The sequence below is a fragment of the Mesorhizobium sp. L-2-11 genome (assembly GCF_016756595.1).
Lineage (GTDB): Bacteria > Pseudomonadota > Alphaproteobacteria > Rhizobiales > Rhizobiaceae > Mesorhizobium.
The window spans coordinates 268,493-284,894 of record NZ_AP023257.1 but is presented as its reverse complement, the minus strand read 5'-3'; the positions used below and the strand labels follow the sequence as shown (position 1 = coordinate 284,894).

At 63.0% G+C, this 16,402-nt stretch carries 15 protein-coding genes and 1 pseudogene; 12 read left to right on the top strand and 4 right to left on the bottom strand.

Annotated elements, in window-relative coordinates:
- Positions 1–182: 182 nt before the first annotated feature.
- Positions 183–1,088 (bottom strand): branched-chain amino acid ABC transporter permease, encoded by a 906-nt coding sequence (locus JG739_RS01285; protein WP_202364896.1) that lies wholly within the window; start codon positions 1,086–1,088, stop codon positions 183–185.
- Positions 1,089–1,187: 99 nt separating this feature from the next.
- Between JG739_RS01285 and JG739_RS01280 the strand changes: the two genes are divergently transcribed.
- From JG739_RS01280 to JG739_RS36170, 11 genes are all read left to right on the top strand, one after another.
- A complete protein-coding gene (locus JG739_RS01280) occupies positions 1,188–1,796 on the top strand; it encodes a CGNR zinc finger domain-containing protein (RefSeq protein ID WP_202364895.1) in 609 nt (202 codons plus the stop codon).
- Entirely contained in the window at positions 1,789–2,328 is a 540-nt protein-coding gene (locus JG739_RS01275; RefSeq protein WP_202364894.1) for a hypothetical protein, read from the top strand. The genes JG739_RS01280 and JG739_RS01275 overlap by 8 nt, the downstream gene beginning before the upstream one ends.
- A 236-nt stretch (positions 2,329–2,564) precedes the next feature.
- Complete coding sequence (locus JG739_RS01270; RefSeq protein WP_202364893.1) at positions 2,565–6,044, top strand: indolepyruvate ferredoxin oxidoreductase family protein; 3,480 nt, start codon at positions 2,565–2,567, stop codon at positions 6,042–6,044.
- A 135-nt stretch (positions 6,045–6,179) separates the two neighbouring features.
- The gene (locus tag JG739_RS01265; RefSeq protein WP_202364892.1) at positions 6,180–8,492 is read left to right on the top strand and encodes a putative bifunctional diguanylate cyclase/phosphodiesterase; all 2,313 of its coding nucleotides are present in this window, start codon (positions 6,180–6,182) and stop codon (positions 8,490–8,492) included.
- Between the two features lie 146 nt (positions 8,493–8,638).
- Positions 8,639–9,418, top strand: coding sequence for an N-acyl amino acid synthase FeeM domain-containing protein (locus JG739_RS01260; protein ID WP_202364891.1), 780 nt, complete (start codon positions 8,639–8,641; stop codon positions 9,416–9,418).
- A 127-nt stretch (positions 9,419–9,545) separates the two neighbouring features.
- Positions 9,546–9,695 (top strand): DUF3096 domain-containing protein, encoded by a 150-nt coding sequence (locus JG739_RS01255; RefSeq protein WP_202364890.1) that lies wholly within the window; start codon positions 9,546–9,548, stop codon positions 9,693–9,695.
- A 198-nt stretch (positions 9,696–9,893) separates the two neighbouring features.
- A complete protein-coding gene (locus tag JG739_RS01250; protein WP_029347610.1) occupies positions 9,894–10,118 on the top strand; it encodes an aa3-type cytochrome c oxidase subunit IV in 225 nt (74 codons plus the stop codon).
- Positions 10,119–10,202: 84 nt separating this feature from the next.
- The gene (locus tag JG739_RS01245) at positions 10,203–11,474 is read left to right on the top strand and encodes a Re/Si-specific NAD(P)(+) transhydrogenase subunit alpha (protein ID WP_202364889.1); all 1,272 of its coding nucleotides are present in this window, start codon (positions 10,203–10,205) and stop codon (positions 11,472–11,474) included.
- Positions 11,474–11,899 carry a proton-translocating transhydrogenase family protein gene (locus JG739_RS01240; protein WP_077375054.1) on the top strand — a complete coding sequence of 142 codons (426 nt, stop codon included), beginning with the start codon at positions 11,474–11,476 and terminating at the stop codon, positions 11,897–11,899. Before JG739_RS01245 ends, JG739_RS01240 begins: the two co-directional genes overlap by 1 nt.
- A gap of 6 nt (positions 11,900–11,905) precedes the next feature.
- Positions 11,906–13,303 carry an NAD(P)(+) transhydrogenase (Re/Si-specific) subunit beta gene (locus tag JG739_RS01235; RefSeq protein ID WP_202364888.1) on the top strand — a complete coding sequence of 466 codons (1,398 nt, stop codon included), beginning with the start codon at positions 11,906–11,908 and terminating at the stop codon, positions 13,301–13,303.
- Entirely contained in the window at positions 13,296–13,565 is a 270-nt protein-coding gene (locus tag JG739_RS36170) for a helix-turn-helix domain-containing protein (RefSeq protein ID WP_202367294.1), read from the top strand. The genes JG739_RS01235 and JG739_RS36170 overlap by 8 nt, the downstream gene beginning before the upstream one ends.
- Here the strand turns inward: JG739_RS36170 and JG739_RS01225 are convergent.
- The 3 genes and pseudogenes from JG739_RS01225 to JG739_RS35165 form a co-directional block, all read right to left on the bottom strand.
- Positions 13,536–13,955 carry a DUF1284 domain-containing protein gene (locus JG739_RS01225; RefSeq protein WP_202364887.1) on the bottom strand — a complete coding sequence of 140 codons (420 nt, stop codon included), beginning with the start codon at positions 13,953–13,955 and terminating at the stop codon, positions 13,536–13,538. The two genes, JG739_RS36170 and JG739_RS01225, sit on opposite strands and share 30 nt — an antisense overlap.
- Entirely contained in the window at positions 13,952–14,530 is a 579-nt protein-coding gene (locus JG739_RS01220; protein ID WP_202364886.1) for a biotin transporter BioY, read from the bottom strand. Before JG739_RS01220 ends, JG739_RS01225 begins: the two co-directional genes overlap by 4 nt.
- 35 nt (positions 14,531–14,565) lie before the next feature.
- Positions 14,566–14,753, bottom strand: a pseudogene (locus JG739_RS35165) (DUF1330 domain-containing protein); the annotation flags it as partial.
- A 68-nt stretch (positions 14,754–14,821) separates the two neighbouring features.
- On the opposite strand from JG739_RS35165, the gene JG739_RS01215 reads away from it, so the two are divergent.
- Positions 14,822–16,342, top strand: coding sequence for a hypothetical protein (locus JG739_RS01215; protein ID WP_202364885.1), 1,521 nt, complete (start codon positions 14,822–14,824; stop codon positions 16,340–16,342).
- Positions 16,343–16,402 lie beyond the last annotated feature (60 nt).

Below are 16,402 nucleotides of genomic sequence, written 5' to 3'. Positions count from 1 at the left end.
CGCTTGTTTTCCGCCGCTGCGATGTGGCCCAACGGTATGCCGTGCGTGGCCCGGCGGGTCAACACAGGGCAGACCGAGTAAAACAATCTTGTGGGATGGGGAAGGGGCGAAACAGCCGCGGAAGTGATCATGCGCAAAAATCAAAGTGACGTCTGCAGCCAACGCTGCCGAGGTTGGCGCCCTCAGACGATCTTGCTTTGGTCTCGCCCGGCGCCGATCAGCACCAGCATAGCGACGAGGAACAGATACATCCAGGCATCGCGCCATTCGACCGGGAAGTAGCCGGCCCACAGCGATTCGGCCATGCCGAAAGCGGCAGCGCCAAGTGCTGCCCGCAACGGCGAGAGATAGCCGCCCACCGCCGTCACGAACAGGATTTTCAGCCCGTAGACCAGGCCGGAGCCGAAGCTGATGTTGCCATAGTAAAGGCCGGCGAGGACACCGGCCAGCGCCGCGCAAAGACCTCCGGCGAGCACCGCGTGCCGAAACACCGCGCGCACATCGACGCCGCACATGGCGGCGGCTTTGGCGTCGTCGGACACGGCGCGCCAGCGCCGGCCGAAACTCGAGCGGGCGAACGCCCAGGAGGCGAGCGCAATGATTGCCACGACGATCCCGCAGTCGAGCAACTGGATAAGCGTCAGCGTGGCATTGAAATTTGCCCCCTTCGCAAAAATGATGGGCTGGGCCAGCATTGGCGGCAGCCACAGATCATGGGTGTCGGCGGCGATGCGGCTTGCCTCCGACAGCAGCAACAATATGCCCAGCGTCGTCACCACGATTGCATTGGGCGTGCGGTCGGCCAGCGGCTCGAAGATGCTGCGCGACAGGACATGGCTGATCAGCCCCGCATACAGGAACGCCGCGACGATGCCGAGCGCGACGGCCGCAAACAGGGTCAGCCACAGGGCCTGATAGCCGAAGGCCGCGGTGAGGATCATCGTTTGTCCGCAAAAGGCGAACAGCGCGCCATAGGCGAGGTTCGTCCGGTGCAGGATGCCGTTGGTCAGCACATAGCCGAAGGCGAGCAGGGCATAGAGCGCGCCGGAATGCAGCCCGTTCAGGACCTGCTGGAAGAAATAAAGCATGCGATGTCCTTGGATCGCGGAGAACCGCGTCCGTGCGGAGCAGAGTTGCATCGGCAATCTAACTTGTCAAATGCGACTTATCGGTTAGAAATGGCGACCATGACGGTTTCCTGGACCCCGCACCGCTTCACCGGCGGCCTTCTTGCACTCGACACGGCGAACACCGTCGTGCTGCGCGGCGATCCCCAGAAAATCTTCGACCGGTTCAAAGATCCGGCGGAGATCGCCCGTTTCGCCGACGCGGCAAGCGTCTTTCGCGCCGCCGAGCTTGGCGGCAGGCGGCTCGAAGCGCCGTTCCCGGACAAAATCGCGCCGGTCGTGCTGGCGATCCGCGAGACGACCGACCGGCTGTTTCGTCGTGCGGTGTCGAAGGGCGCGGTTACCACAGGCGATCTGCCTGGCTTCCTGAAGGCCTGCGCCGAGGGTCTCGCGGACAGCCGCACCGAGATCGGTGCGCCGGGACGGCCGTTCGGCGATCCGGCGACGCCCATCGCGTTCGAGGCGGCACTGGCGGTTTCCGCACTGTCGCTGCTGCAGGCTGACACAGTCGCAAGGCTGAGGATCTGCCCCAATTGCAGTTGGTTGTTTCTCGACCGAAGCCGCAATTCCAGCCGTCGTTGGTGCGACATGGCGGTGTGCGGCAACCGCCAGAAGGCAAGTCGCCATTATCGCCGCCGAACGGCAGCCAGAGGGACCGCCAATGTCTAGGAAAATCTTGCGCCTGGCCGTTGTCGGCGCCATGCTCGTGGCCGCGGCAACGCTCGGCGCCTGCCGCGATACCGGCAACGACGGCGAAGGCAGATTGTTTGAGATTTCCGGCAAGCTGGTCGTCTTCAATTATCGGCTCGCAAGGGCGACCTTTGTCGTCACGCTGAAACCGCTGCAGCCGATGGAGGAAGGACAGGTTGCGGTCGCCAGCTTCCAGAATCCGGCAGGCGGCGAGCCGCTGATCGTCGAACAGAAGGTCTGGCCAAAGCTCGGCAAGGTGTCACTGGAGAGTCCGGCGCTTTCCTGCATCGCCAGGGACAGGCCCTATGCGATATCGATCAGCATCACGGATACTCACGGTGCAATCCTCCAGAAGATCGACACCACGGTGATGTCGACGCAGGACCAATCGGTCCTGCCCGACCGGCCGCTGGTCATCGATCAACTCTATACGCCCAATCCAGAGCTTGCCGGCCATCCGGACGGCAAGCTGCCGGGCGCGCCCAAGCCCGACTGCTCGAACGCCGGCTGACGCAACATCGCCGGTATCGATCGCGGCCGGAATTTTCCTGGCGCCGAATTTTCTTGGCGCTGACGGACCAATTGGTGAGCGTTTCTTACAGCATCGGGCGTGGAACGGATCGTTTGTTGCGCTTCGCCTGGCATCTTCGATTTTGTTTGACCTGCCCGGCAAGGGGAGAAACACTGCAGCTTCCAACTCCGACGTTGGCTGCGCTCGAACTGCGGCCTCCGCAGAGGAAATGCCTGATGACGCTGCATGATGTCGCGCTCGACGACAAGTTCGATCTGGGAAAGGAGCGCATCTTCCTTTCCGGCGCGCAGGCGGTCATCCGCATGCTTTTAATGCAGCGCGAGCGCGACCGCCGGGCCGGCCTGAACACCGCCGGCTTCGTCTCCGGCTATCGCGGCTCGCCGCTCGGCGGCCTCGACATGCAGCTCTGGAAGGCCAGGAAGCAGCTCGCCCAGTCGGACATCATCTTCCAGCCCGGCCTCAACGAGGAACTCGCAGCCACCGCCTGCTGGGGATCGCAGCAGGCCGAATTGCTGGGTGAGGGAACGCATGACGGCGTCTTTTCGATCTGGTACGGCAAGGGACCGGGCGTCGACCGCTCCGGCGACGTCTTCCGCCATGCCAATCTCGCCGGCTCGTCAAGACATGGCGGCGTGCTCGCCCTGATGGGCGACGACCACATGGCCGAATCCTCGACCAACGCGCACGCGACCGAGTTCCTGTTTGTCGATACCATGGTGCCGATCCTCAATCCGGCCGGGGTCCAGGAGATCATCGACTATGGGCTCTACGGCTTTGCCATGTCGCGCTTTGCCGGCACCTGGGCGGCGATCAAATGCGTCAAGGACAACATCGAATCGACGGCTTCGGTCGATGCCGCGCTCGAACGGCTTGATATCGTCAACCCGGACTTCGACATGCCGCCCGGCGGCCTCAACATCCGCAACGAGATCGACATGCTCGGCCAGGAGGAGCGACTGCATGAATACAAACGCGCCGCCGCATCGGCGTTTATCCACGCCAACGGCCTGAACCGGATTGTCTATTCCGGCGGCAGTGGCCCGAAGCTTGGCATCGTCACCATCGGCAAGAGCTACCTCGACGTCCGCCAGGCGCTGGAAGATATCGGTGTCGACGAGGCCGCCGCCAACCGCATCGGGATCAGGCTGTTCAAAGTCGGCTGCCCGTGGCCGCTCGACCTGCAGCACATCGCCGACTTCGCTCGCGGCCTCGACACCATTGTCGTCGTCGAGGAGAAACGCTCGCTGATCGAGGTGCAGCTGCGCGAAAATCTCTATGGCACGGCCATGCAGCCGGTTATCGTCGGCAAGAGGGACGAGCGCGGCGATGGGCTGTTCCCGGCCAAGGGCGCGCTCGATCCTAACGACATCGCCATAGCACTCGGCGAGAGAATCTTGCGAACGATCGGTCCGTCGGACGAGATCGGCGCGCGGGTGGCGAAACTTCGCCAGTTCCAGGCGATGCTCGCCGACACAACAGACATCGCCTCGCGCACGCCCTTCTTCTGCTCCGGCTGCCCGCACAATTCCTCGACCAAGGTGCCCGACGGCTCGCTCGCCGCCGCTGGCATCGGCTGCCATTTCATGGCGCTGTGGATGGATCGCAACACCGTTGGTTTCACCGCCATGGGCGGCGAGGGCGCGCAATGGGTCGGCCAGGCGCCGTTCTCGAAACGCGACCACATCTTCCAGAATCTCGGCGACGGCACCTACAACCACTCCGGCGCGCTGGCGATCCGCTTCGCGCTGTCGACCGACGCCAACATCACCTACAAGATCCTCTACAACGACGCCGTCGCGATGACCGGCGGCCAGCCGCACGAGGGGGGCCTGACCGTGGACATGATCGCCAGGCAGGTGCGGGCCGAGGGCGTCGGGCGGATCGCCATCGTCACCGACGAACCGGCCAAATATACCGGCAAGGTCGAATTCCCCGCCGGCGCCACCATCCATCACCGCGACGACCTTGACCTCGTGCAGCGCGAATTGCGCGCGGTCAGGGGCACATCCGTGCTGATCTACGACCAGACCTGCGCCGCCGAAAAGCGCCGCCGCCGCAAGCGCGGCACCTTCCCCGATCCCGACAGGCGCGTCTTCATCAACGAACTGGTCTGCGAAGGCTGCGGCGATTGTGGGGTGCAGTCGAATTGTGTGTCGATCCAGCCGGTCGAGACCGAATTCGGCCGCAAGCGCAGGATCGATCAGTCGAGCTGCAACAAAGATTTCTCCTGCATCAACGGCTTCTGTCCGTCCTTCGTCACCGTGCATGGCGCCAGGATCAGGAAGGCCGAGGGTATGGCCGGCACCACCGATCCGCTCGACGGCGTGCCCGCGCCCGCGGAATTTCCGCTCGGCGACCAAGGCTGGGCGGCGATCATCGACGGCGTCGGCGGCACCGGCGTCGTCACCATCGGCGCGGTGCTTGGCATGGCGGCTCATCTTGAAGACAAGGGCTGCGGCATGATCGACATGGCCGGCCTTGCCCAGAAGGGCGGCTCGGTGTTTACCCATGTCCGCATCGCACGCAGCCCGGCCGATATCCATGCCATCCGCGTTTCGGCCGGCAAGGCAGACCTTGTGCTTGGCTGCGACCTCGTCGTGTCGGGCGCCCAAAAGGTGCTCGCCGCGGTGCGCGAAGGCCACACGATTTTCCTCGCCAACACCGCCGAGATCATGCCCGGCGAGTTTACCCGGTCGGCGGATTTCTCACTGCCCGTCGAGCGGCTGAAAAAGGCGATCCGCATTGCCGCCGGCGACGACAAGGCGCATTTTTTCGACGCCACCCGCACCGCCACGGCGCTGTTCGGCAGTTCGCTCGGCGCCAACATGTTCATGCTCGGCTTCGCCTTTCAGCATGGCGGCCTGCCGCTGTCTGCCGAGGCAGTCGAAAAGGCGATCGAGCTCAACGGTCAGTCGGTGGCGATGAACGTCTCAGCCTTCCGCTGGGGCCGCCGCGCCGCCCACCAGCCGGATTTCGTGCGCGGCCTCGTCGTCCAGCCGGGCACGGCTGCACAGAACAGCGCTATCGCTGAAACGCTCGATGACCTCATCGCCCGCCGCGTCGCCTTCCTCACTGCTTATCAGAACGCCGCCTATGGCAAGCGCTATGCCGACAGAGTGGCCGCGCTGCGCAAGGCCGAAGCCAGCGCGGTGCCCGGTTCGACTGATGTGACCGAGGCCGCTGCGAGGAACCTGTTCAAGCTGATGGCGATCAAGGACGAATATGAGGTGGCGAGGCTCTATACCGACGGCTCCTTCGCCACCGAGCTGGGCAAGCAGTTCCAGAGCTACGACAAACTCGAATTCCATCTCGCGCCGCCGATGATGGGCAGGCGCGGCAAGGACGGCAAGCCGAGGAAGTCGAGCTTCGGTCCGTGGATGATGAAGGGGTTCCGCCTGCTGGCAGCGATGAAAGGCTTGCGCGGCACGGTATTCGATGTGTTCGGCCACAGCTCCGAAAGGCGTATGGAACGGCAGCTTCTTGCCCAGTACGAGGCCGATCTGGAGCTTGTCGCCCGCGCGCTGGCGCCAGGCAAGATCGAGGCCGCGGCAGCGCTTGCCTCGGTGCCGGCGCTCATTCGCGGCTATGGTCACGTCAGGCAGGCCAGCGCCGAAAAGGCGGCTGGCGAGCGCCTGAGGCTGCTCGATCGCCTGACGAAGACACCTGCCCGGCCGGAACTCCAGGCCGCCGAGTGATCGACATGTCTTGTTTACCTGAAGGGTGGCTTCCCCTGGCGTCAGCCGACCTGACGGTGAGGCCTGGAACCGCCTCTCTAAATCTTTCTTAAGCCTGATGTGACACAGCTTGGCTCCCCAGGGTGGGACTCAGGCGTGAATCTGAAAAGAAAAAACGACATCCCGGTCGACGTCTATATTCCGTTCGTGGAAACTCTGTTCCGCGACAGCCTGACGCTTTCGATCGGATTCTTTGCCCAAACCCTGCTGGTCGTGCTCGTCTACTGGAAGACCAGGGATCCGATCTACATTGCGGTGGCCGCCGGATTTCTGATCGTCGCATTTCTGCGCCTGCGCAACATCAGAAAATACCGCCACGCCCCGTCACCCAAGAATTGGGAGGAGGCGCGCCGCCGCGAAAATGACTACATTTTCTACGGCTCCATGCATGGTTTCATGCTGGGCGCCTTCTGTTTCGCCGGCATCTACTTGGCGCATGACAACTATGCCGAAATAGCCGCTGTCTGCGTTACGCTGGCGTCCGCCACGGCGATCGCGGGCCGCAATTACGGCTCTCCGAGGATGGTCATGATCTTCATCATGACCATGACGTGGTCGATCTCGCTGGGCTTTATCCTGCGTGGCGATGTCTACCACGTGATACTTGGTCTGATGTCGGCTCCCTTTCTATTCGCGATCAAACGCTTCGCCGATGTGGTTAGGGAGGTGCTTTTCGCCGCTTTGTCCGAAGAGAAGAAGGCGAACCGCCTCGCCGAGCGCTTCAATCGGGCGCTAAACACCATGTCGCACGGGCTTGTCATGCTCGGCCCTGACGGCTTGGTGGCGGTGGCCAATGCCGAAGCCGCGCATCTGATGTCGCTCAAGTCGCCCGACGCGTTGCTCGGGCGATCGATCCACGGCCTGCTGATGCGTGGCGTTGCCGGCGGCATGCTGGCGCCGAAGGACTGCCGCTACATCGAAGCCCAGCTTACGCGCGCCCTGCGCGAAGGCCGCGACCGCAAGATTCTCGTCTCGCTCGCGAACGGGCAGCACTATGAGTTCTCTGCGCGTGAGGGCAGCCAGGACCTGGGCGTCATCACCTTCGAGGATGTGACGGCCCGCGTCGAGGCAGAAGGCAAGATCCGCTTCATGGCGCGCTACGACAGCCTCACCGGCCTGCCCAACCGCGCCTATTTCCACGAGCTGATCGGAGAGGCCATGGCATCCGGTGACCTCGAGCGCCTCTGCGGGCTCGCCGTGCTCGACCTCGACGACTTCAAGAGCGTTAACGACACGCTTGGCCACCCGGTCGGCGACGGATTGATCTACGCCGTCGCGGAGCGGCTGGCAGCGATCGCCGGACCAGGTGTCACCATCAGCCGTTTCGGCGGCGACGAGTTCATGATCTTCTTCGACCGCGTTGAGGACGAGAGCCATCTGACCAGCCAAATCGACGGGATTTTCATCGAACTGCAGGGCGAGGTCGACGTCGCCGGCCACGGACTGCGCATCCAGGCCAGCGGTGGCGCGGTGCTGTCGCGGGTCAGGGATACCGATGTGGACGCCATGATCGTCAAGGCGGACCTGGCGCTATACAAGGCCAAGGAACTCGGCAAGAATACCTGGCGGTTGTTCGAGTCATCGATGGATGCCGCTTTCCGCAACCGTCTGCTGATGAAGGCGGATCTGCGCACTGCGGTGGAAAGCACGGGGCTGCGGGTGGTCTACCAGCCGATCGTGGCGATGAGCACGATGCGCATAGCCAGCTGCGAGGCACTGTGCCGTTGGGACCACCCCGATCTCGGACCGATCTCGCCCAGCATCTTCATTCCGCTGGCGGAAGAAATGGGCATCATTTCCGAAATCAGCACCTTCGTCCTGCATGCGGCGTGCACCGAATGCGCCAAATGGCCCGCACAGACCAGTGTCTCGGTCAATCTCTCGGCCAAGGATTTTCGCAACCGCGACGTTGTGCAAAAGGTTCGCGATGCGCTCGCCAGCTCCGGCCTCGCCGCCGGCCGCCTGGAGATCGAGGTCACCGAGACGGCGCTGCTCGACGACAAATCGCTGACGCGCCAGTATATCGAGGAATTGAAACGGCTTGGCGTGCGCATCGCGCTCGACGATTTCGGCACCGGCTATTCGAGCCTGAGCTATCTCCACAAACTGCCGCTCGACAAGATCAAGATCGACCGTTCGTTCCTGATGGACGTCACCCAGGACAGCCGTTCGCTCGAATTGCTCAAGGGCATCGTCAATCTGTCACGGCCGCTGGGGCTTTCAGTGACCGTCGAGGGCGTCGAGACTTTCGAGCAGCTCAAGATCCTGGCTTTGCAGGTCAAGCCGGACCTGGTCCAGGGATTCCTGTTCGGCTCGGCGCTCAGCGCATCCGGCATCGAGACGATGTCAAGCACGGTCTGGCCCTTCGCCAGGGACATCAAGACGGCCAGCAAGGCGACGCATCGGTGATTTCGCCGGAAGACCTGGTACTTTAATACAATTCTGCCGATTATTAACCTTAATAGCCGGTAAACGATTTCTATCTTGTTTTCATCTTTACATCATAAGGCTCTGCCGTAGTGTTGATCGCGGCGGCAGTTGCGGGGAACGAGTATATGATTGTCGAGTTGAATTCGCCTCGCCAATCGGCGGGTGCGAACGCGACTAATGCGTCTGACGATATGTCAGGCTTTGCCAGGAATGTCTCGGCGATGCTCGAGCGGACGGAATATCGCCGCTGCGACAAGGGCGAAGATCTCGAAGACATTTACAGGTTGCGCTACAAATCTTACCGTCTGAGCGATATGGTCCCGAAGAATCCCGACCATATTGTGCACGACGAGCTCGACGAAGCGGCCAATTGCTCCAAGTTCGGAATCTATATCGACGGCGTTCTAGTCAGCACGCTGCGTATTCACCATGCCTGCAGCGCCACGCCGCAGTCGCCTTCCACGACGGTTTACGGCGACATATTGCGCCCCATGCTGGCGTCTGGTGTGCATTTTGCCGATCCCAGCCGCTTTGCCGCCGATCCGGACTGGTCGCGGGTCTATCCGCAAATTCCGTACCTGACGCTGCGCCTCGCTGGCATGGCATGCTTCTACTTTGACGCGCCTTATTGTCTCTCCACCATCCGCCCCGAACATGCAGGCTTCTATCGTCGCATTTACTGTTCCGAGCAAATCGGCGAGTTGCGCAATTATCCGGGCCTGAATTACAAGGTCGTGCTCTACCGCGCCGACGTCAGTGCCATTCGCGAACGGTCTTTCTCCCGTTTCCCATTCTTTCGGTCGACGCCAATGGAGCAGCGCATGCTGTTTGAGGCACCTGGTGCCGGCGAACTCGCGCCACTGACCATCCTGCCGACCGCCAAATACTACCGCGAAGCCGCCTGAGATCGGCAAATTCAGAGCGCGGCTGGAGCTTTCAGGCCGCTTCGGCGTTCTGGGAGGCGCGCCGATGGCGCGCGGACGGTGTCAATCTGCATCGCTTCGGCGGAAATTCTATCGAGAGGAACCCGACATGACCATTTCCACGCTCGCACTCACTCCACTGATCTCGCTGATTGCCGGCGTGTTGATCCTGGTGATGCCGCGACTGCTCAACTACATCGTCGCGCTCTATCTGATCGTCGTCGGCCTGCTTGGGCTGTTTCCGCAGCTCGCCAGCTGAAGTGCGGGCAGGCGCGGCGCGTTAGCCGGCAGGCAGGCACGAGGCGGCAGTCGCGAGCGCCTCCGAAATGTCGTCCTGCATCTGGTGGCTCCAATTTTCCTTTAAGGCTGTTGTCTCCAGCGATGCGGCAATAGCGCCATTGCTCTCGGCCTGGCTTTTCGCTATGTGCCTGAAAGATGTCTTCGAAGGGGTATTCCTATGGCTGATCACTCGCCGACCGGTCCTGTCGAACTAGGCGCGAAGATGGACTATGCCGAGCACGACCGCACCTATGCCGGCTTTGTCATGCTCGCCAAATACGGATCGCTGTTTTGCGCCGCCGTGCTTCTGGCGATGGCTTTCGGTTTCTTTGCGGGCGGCTTCTTCTCGGCGTTTGTCCTGTTCGTTCTGATCCTCGCCCTCGGCGCTTTCATTCTCCGGTAAATTCTTCAAAACCCTTGCCCGCGACATCGCCGGAAATCCGGCCGGCGTCCTGCGCAGACAGGTTCCAGCCGAAAGGATTGTGCGGTGGGACAGACGGTTTTCATCCCTCGTGAGCTCGAAGCGAACGAGTCTCGCGTTGCTGCTTCGCCCGACACCGTTAAGCGGCTGGCGGGGCTGGGATTTGAGGTCATCGTCGAAAGCGGCGCCGGCACGGCATCGCGCATTCCCGACGAGGAGTTCGCCAAGGCCGGCGCTGCGGTCGGCAAGGCCGGCGATGTCGCCAAAGCCGATGTGGTGCTGAAGGTGCGCCGGCCTGATCAGATGGAACTGAAGGCCTATCGCCCAGGCACCGCCGTCATCGCCATCATGGAGCCCTATGGCAACGATGCTGCCGTCGATGCTCTGGCAAGGGCCGGCGTCACCGCCTTCTCGATGGAGTTCATGCCGCGCATCACGCGCGCCCAATCGATGGATGTCCTGTCCAGCCAGGCCAACCTCGCCGGCTACCAGGCGGTGATCGACGCGGCTGCCGAATATGACCGGGCGCTGCCGATGATGATGACGGCGGCCGGCACGGTGCCGGCGGCGAAAGCTTTCGTCATGGGCGTCGGCGTCGCCGGCCTGCAGGCGATCGCTACTGCGCGTCGTCTCGGCGCCGTCGTCACCGCCACCGACGTGCGTCCCGCCGCCAAGGAACAGGTTGCCTCGCTGGGGGCAAAGTTCCTGGCGGTCGAGGATGAGGAGTTCAAGGCGGCCGAGACGGCTGGCGGCTACGCCAAGGAAATGTCTAGCGAATACCAGGCCAAGCAAGCGGCGCTGACTGCCGAGCACATCGCCAAGCAGGACATCGTCATCACCACGGCGCTGATTCCCGGCCGCCCGGCGCCGAAGCTGGTCTCGGCCGCGATGGTCGCCTCGATGAAGCCGGGCTCGGTGATCGTCGATCTCGCGGTCGAGCGCGGCGGCAATGTCGAGGGCGCTGTGCCGGGGCAGGTGGTGACCACGGCCAACGGGGTGAAAATCGTCGGCCATCTCAATGTGCCGGGCCGCGTCGCGGCCTCCGCCTCGCTGCTCTATGCCAGGAACCTCTTTGCGTTCATCGAGACGCTGGTCGACAAGACAACCAAGACGCTTGCCATCAACCGCGACGACGAACTGGTCAAGGCGACGATGCTGACCGATGGTGGCCAGGTCGTTCATCCGGCCTTCGCCGGCAAGCCGGCGGTGATGATCGCCTCGGCTGAGCCTGCGAAGCCCGCCGCTGCAGAAAAACTGGCCGCGCCAAAGAAAGCTGCCGCATCCAGGAAACCTGCCGCACCCAAATCGCCCGCCAACAAGTCGAAAGGGATCGCGTGATGGACCAGACCCTGCAAAAAGCCCTCGACCAGCTCGACCAGGCGACCGCTGCCGTCCGGCTCGCGGTGCAGGATCTGGCCACCGCTCCAGGCGGCACCGATGCGGCAGCCGACGCCGCGCACGCGCTGTCCGGCGGGGCGATCGATCCGTTCGTCTTCCGCTTCGCTATTTTCGTGCTGGCGATCTTTGTCGGCTATTACGTCGTCTGGTCGGTCACACCGGCTCTGCACACGCCGCTGATGGCCGTCACCAACGCCATTTCCTCGGTCATCGTCGTCGGCGCGCTGCTTGCCGTCGGCATCTCGGCGTCCGGCATCGCCACCGGCTTCGGTTTCGTTGCGCTGATGCTGGTCTCGGTCAACATCTTCGGCGGCTTTCTCGTCACCCAGCGCATGCTGGCGATGTACAAGAAGAAGGACAAGTAGAGCGCCATGAACGCCAACTTCGCCTCCTTCCTCTATCTGGTCTCCGGCATCCTGTTCATCCTGGCATTGCGCGGCCTGTCGCACCCGACCACCAGCCGTCAGGGCAACATGTACGGCATGATCGGCATGGGCATCGCCATTGTCACTACGCTGGCGCTGGCGACCCCTTCGGCCGGAGGCTTCGGCCTCATCGTGCTCGGTCTTTTGATCGGCGGCTCGGTCGGCGCGGTCACTGCACGGCGCATCGCCATGACCTCGATGCCGCAGCTGGTCGCCGCCTTCCATTCGCTGGTTGGCCTTGCCGCCGTCATGGTGGCGGCTGCCGCCGTCTATGCGCCGGAAAGTTTTGGCATCGGCACGGTCGCCGACATCCACGCCCAGGCGCTGATCGAGATGAGCCTCGGCGTCGCCATCGGCGCCATCACCTTCACCGGCTCGGTCATCGCCTTTCTCAAACTCGACGGCCGCATGTCGGGCAAGCCGATCATGATCGGCGGCCGCCATTTCATCAACGCCGCCCTCGGCATCGGGCTGATCGTGCTGATCGTGCTGCTGGTCACCACCGAGTCCAAACTGGTGTTCTGGCTGATCGTGGCGGCATCGCTTGTCCTTGGCGTCCTCCTCATCATCCCGATCGGCGGCGCCGACATGCCGGTGGTCGTCTCGATGCTGAATTCCTATTCGGGCTGGGCGGCTGCGGCACTCGGCTTCACGCTCGGCAATCTGGCGCTGATCATCACCGGCGCACTGGTCGGCTCGTCCGGCGCGATCCTGTCCTACATCATGTGCAAGGGCATGAACCGGTCGTTCATCTCGGTCATCCTCGGCGGCTTCGGCGGCGAGACTTCCGCCACTGCCGACGACGGCATCGAGCGGACGGTCAAGCAGGGTTCGGCCGACGATGCCGCCTATCTGATGATGAACGCGCAGAAGGTCATCATCGTGCCTGGTTACGGCATGGCGGTCGCCCAGGCGCAGCATGCGCTGCGCGAGATGGCCGACAAGCTCAAGGCCAATGGCGTCGACGTGAAGTACGCCATTCATCCGGTCGCCGGCCGCATGCCCGGCCATATGAACGTGCTGCTGGCCGAAGCCAACGTGCCTTACGACGAAGTGTTCGAACTCGAGGATATCAACTCCGAATTCGCGCAGGCCGACGTCGCCTATGTCATCGGCGCCAACGACGTCACCAACCCGTCCGCCCGCGACGACAAGTCGTCGCCGATCTACGGCATGCCGATCCTCGACGTCGACAAGGCCCGCACCTGTCTGTTCGTCAAGCGCTCGCTCGGCTCCGGCTATGCCGGCATCGACAACACGCTGTTCTACAAGGATGGCACCATGATGCTCTTGGGCGACGCCAAGAAGATGACCGAAGAGATCGTCAAGGCCATGGATCACTGATCCCCGATACATCGCTAGTTGCTCGAAACAGAAACCCGGTTCCGCGCAAGAGGCCGAAGCTTTCCGAGCGGCAACAAAGGAACTCCGCCGCAGGTACGATGCCGGCGAGCATTCGATCAGCGATCTTGCAGAGCTGTTTTCGATTTCACGCCCGACCGTCTACCGACCGGCAGGCGGCCAAAGCCGTCGGGCAGACGGTGTGAGCTTCCGGAATTGTCTCGCTGCGAGGCTTTCAGCGGAGTGCCACCGTTCCATAGCCTGAAGCGGCAATTGAACTGCAAAGGTCAAACCACTCGCACCCGCCGCAAGCACCCCGGGTGCGGCCCGAAGAGAACGCATCGCGCATAGTTCGTAGAAGCGAGGGATGGAGCTGAAGTTCCATGTCCTCGGCAATCGAGTACCCCAGAAGCGTACCAACACTGGCCGCCGCCTGACGATCGCGCTCCGTCACGCTGTCGCGAAGGCAGTGCGGCTCCGCCTCACCAAGCAGAGGCGCGCAAATATCGTCAGGCCCGGAGACGATCAGGATGTGTTCGCCTGCGGAGAGCCGGGCCGCGATCGCGTCGTAATTGGCGACGAACGCAGCACTGTAACCTTTGCCTGCGTAAGTCAGCAGGCAAAGGAGATGGTGCGGCCGCAGCCGGACGGTCATTTTTGCGCGCGTGTCATGAGCTTGAGCGTGGTCGCGGCCAATGCCGACTTGAGCGCCCCGCCGATCAGGAACGGCGTGACTCCGTGGACAATAGCCTGTTCGATGCCAATGGCGACGGAAAGCCATGCTGCGCCCAGCACGAGGCAAAGCGCGTTGCCCAGGAGCATGGAGACGAACGCCAGCCAGGGGCGGTTGCCGTTCCAGCCGCGCTCCGCCAGCCATCCCGTGAGCGCGCCGACCACGGGGAAGGCAAAGAGGTATCCGGCGGTCGGGCCGACAAAGTGATGCGCACCGGCAGCACCCCCAGCTAGAACCGGCAACCCGATCGCGCCTTCGACCAACCACGCAACGATGGTGGCCGCGCCGAGTCTCCAGCCATAGACCGCGCCGATCAGGGTGACCGCAAAGGTCTGCATGGTCACCGGCACCGGAACCATAGGCACTTCGATGTAAGACGCCAGCGCCAGAAATACGGTTCCCAGGACGACCGCCCCGATCTGCCAGGACAGCGACCAGTCGCGGATGCGCGGCGCGCTTGAAGCCGCGTGGCTGACCGGGTTGGGGTTATGAGGCATATGTGTTCTCTTTCGTACTGGCTGTGAAGCAGGCGCTATGCCTGAGCTGCGGGATTGAACGACGTGCCGCCCGAAAGGACGGAGTAGCGGATCAGGCGGCTGTCGGCAACGGCGGCTTGCCGATGCTTCATGGCGGCGCGATAAACGGGTCGCGCAGCATTTCGGCAAAAGCTGCCGGGCTGGGATATTCCGCGATGAAACTGATGTCCCAGTGCTCGGCCTGCGTGGATTCAGCACTACGATGGGCAAGTTCTGTTCCGACGGACGGGATTTGTCACAAATGGAGGCACTGTGTCCGGCCCTCATCCTGTCGCTTCGCCGACCAAGACCAGCTCGCCCGCGACGGCCAGCCTGCCGGCCCCCGGAAAGGCGTCGCGCAAGCTCAGCCAGGCAGTGGTCATCGTGCATGGCATGGGCGAACAACGGCCGATGGACACGCTGCGGGGATTTGTTCAGGCTGTTTGGAGTCACGATCCCGCCCGCGCGCCGTTTTATGCCCAGGTCGCCGATCCGGCCAACCCCGGCGGCGAGAAGATCAACCGGAGCTGGATCACGCCTGACAGCCGGACGAATTCGCACGAGCTTCGCCGGATCACCACCCCTTACGATGTCGATGGCCGCCGCACTGATTTCTACGAGCTTTACTGGGCCGACATCACGCAAGGCACGACGCGGGGCCGGCTTGCGGCCTGGGTGACAAATCTGCTCTGGCGCAAGCCCGCCGACATTCCGCGCGACGCCCGCGGGCTCTATGTTGTCACGCTTCTGGCCGTCATAGCAGTCTTGGGCGCGGCGTTCGTGCTCGCGACGTCGGCCATGCAAGGGCATATTTCCTGGACCACGGGCATGCTCGTCACGATCCTGGCCTCGTTCGTCGTCTGGTCGGTGGACCGCTTCGGTCTTCCTTATTTCGGTGATGTGGCCGCCTATGTGCGGGCTGAAGCGGCAACGGTCGAGAAGCGCGCGCTTGTCCGCGACCGTGGCCTGACGCTGTTGAGGCGCCTCATGATGGACGATGGCTACGACCGCATCGTGCTGGTCTCGCACAGCCTGGGATCGATTATCGCCTATGATCTGCTGCAGATATTGTGGGCCGATTTCAGGCCCCGAAATCTGGAAGCCCTCCGCGACAAGGCGAGACTGAAAGCGATCCGCGCCATCGACAAGGCTACGCTCAAGTCAGATGGTTCTGCGTGGCCCGACAAATTGGATGATTTTTCCGGATTCCGGCGCGCCCAATGGGAGCTCTACCGCCACCTCCGCGCCAGCCACGCCGATCATCCATTGCCTTGGAAGATCAGCGATTTCGTCACGCTCGGCAGTCCGCTGACCCACAGCGAATTTCTGGTGACCTACGATCTCGCCGAATTCAGGCGCGGCATTGCTGAGCGGCTGTTCTCGGCATGTCCGCCGATCGCCGACACGGCGGCCGGTGGGACCGTCCTCTATCAGGAAGGGCGCGGCCGTTCGGGCAAGCCGCAGCGGGCGGTGCATCACGGTGCGGTGTTTGCCGCGACGCGCTGGACCAACATCTTCGACAGGGGCAATGGCTGGCTGACCGGGGACCCGATCTCAGGACCGGTGGCGGAAAATTTCGGCCCAGGTGTGGAGAACATTCAGGTCGAGCTGCGCGGTTCGCTTGGCCGCATCTTCACCCACAGGCTCTACTGGTCGCTGAAGGCGACCGGCGTCGAGGTCGCGGCAACCGCCGGCACGCCGCGCTCGCATATCGGCGTGCTGCGTGACGCCGTCGATCTCGGCCGCAAACTGGAGCCAAGCCAGGCGGCGCCGACGACTCCTGCCAGAAGATAGGGCCTGCTCGTTCGGCGAACCGGCGTGCAGTCCATGGCGATTACGGCGTCGAAACAACCG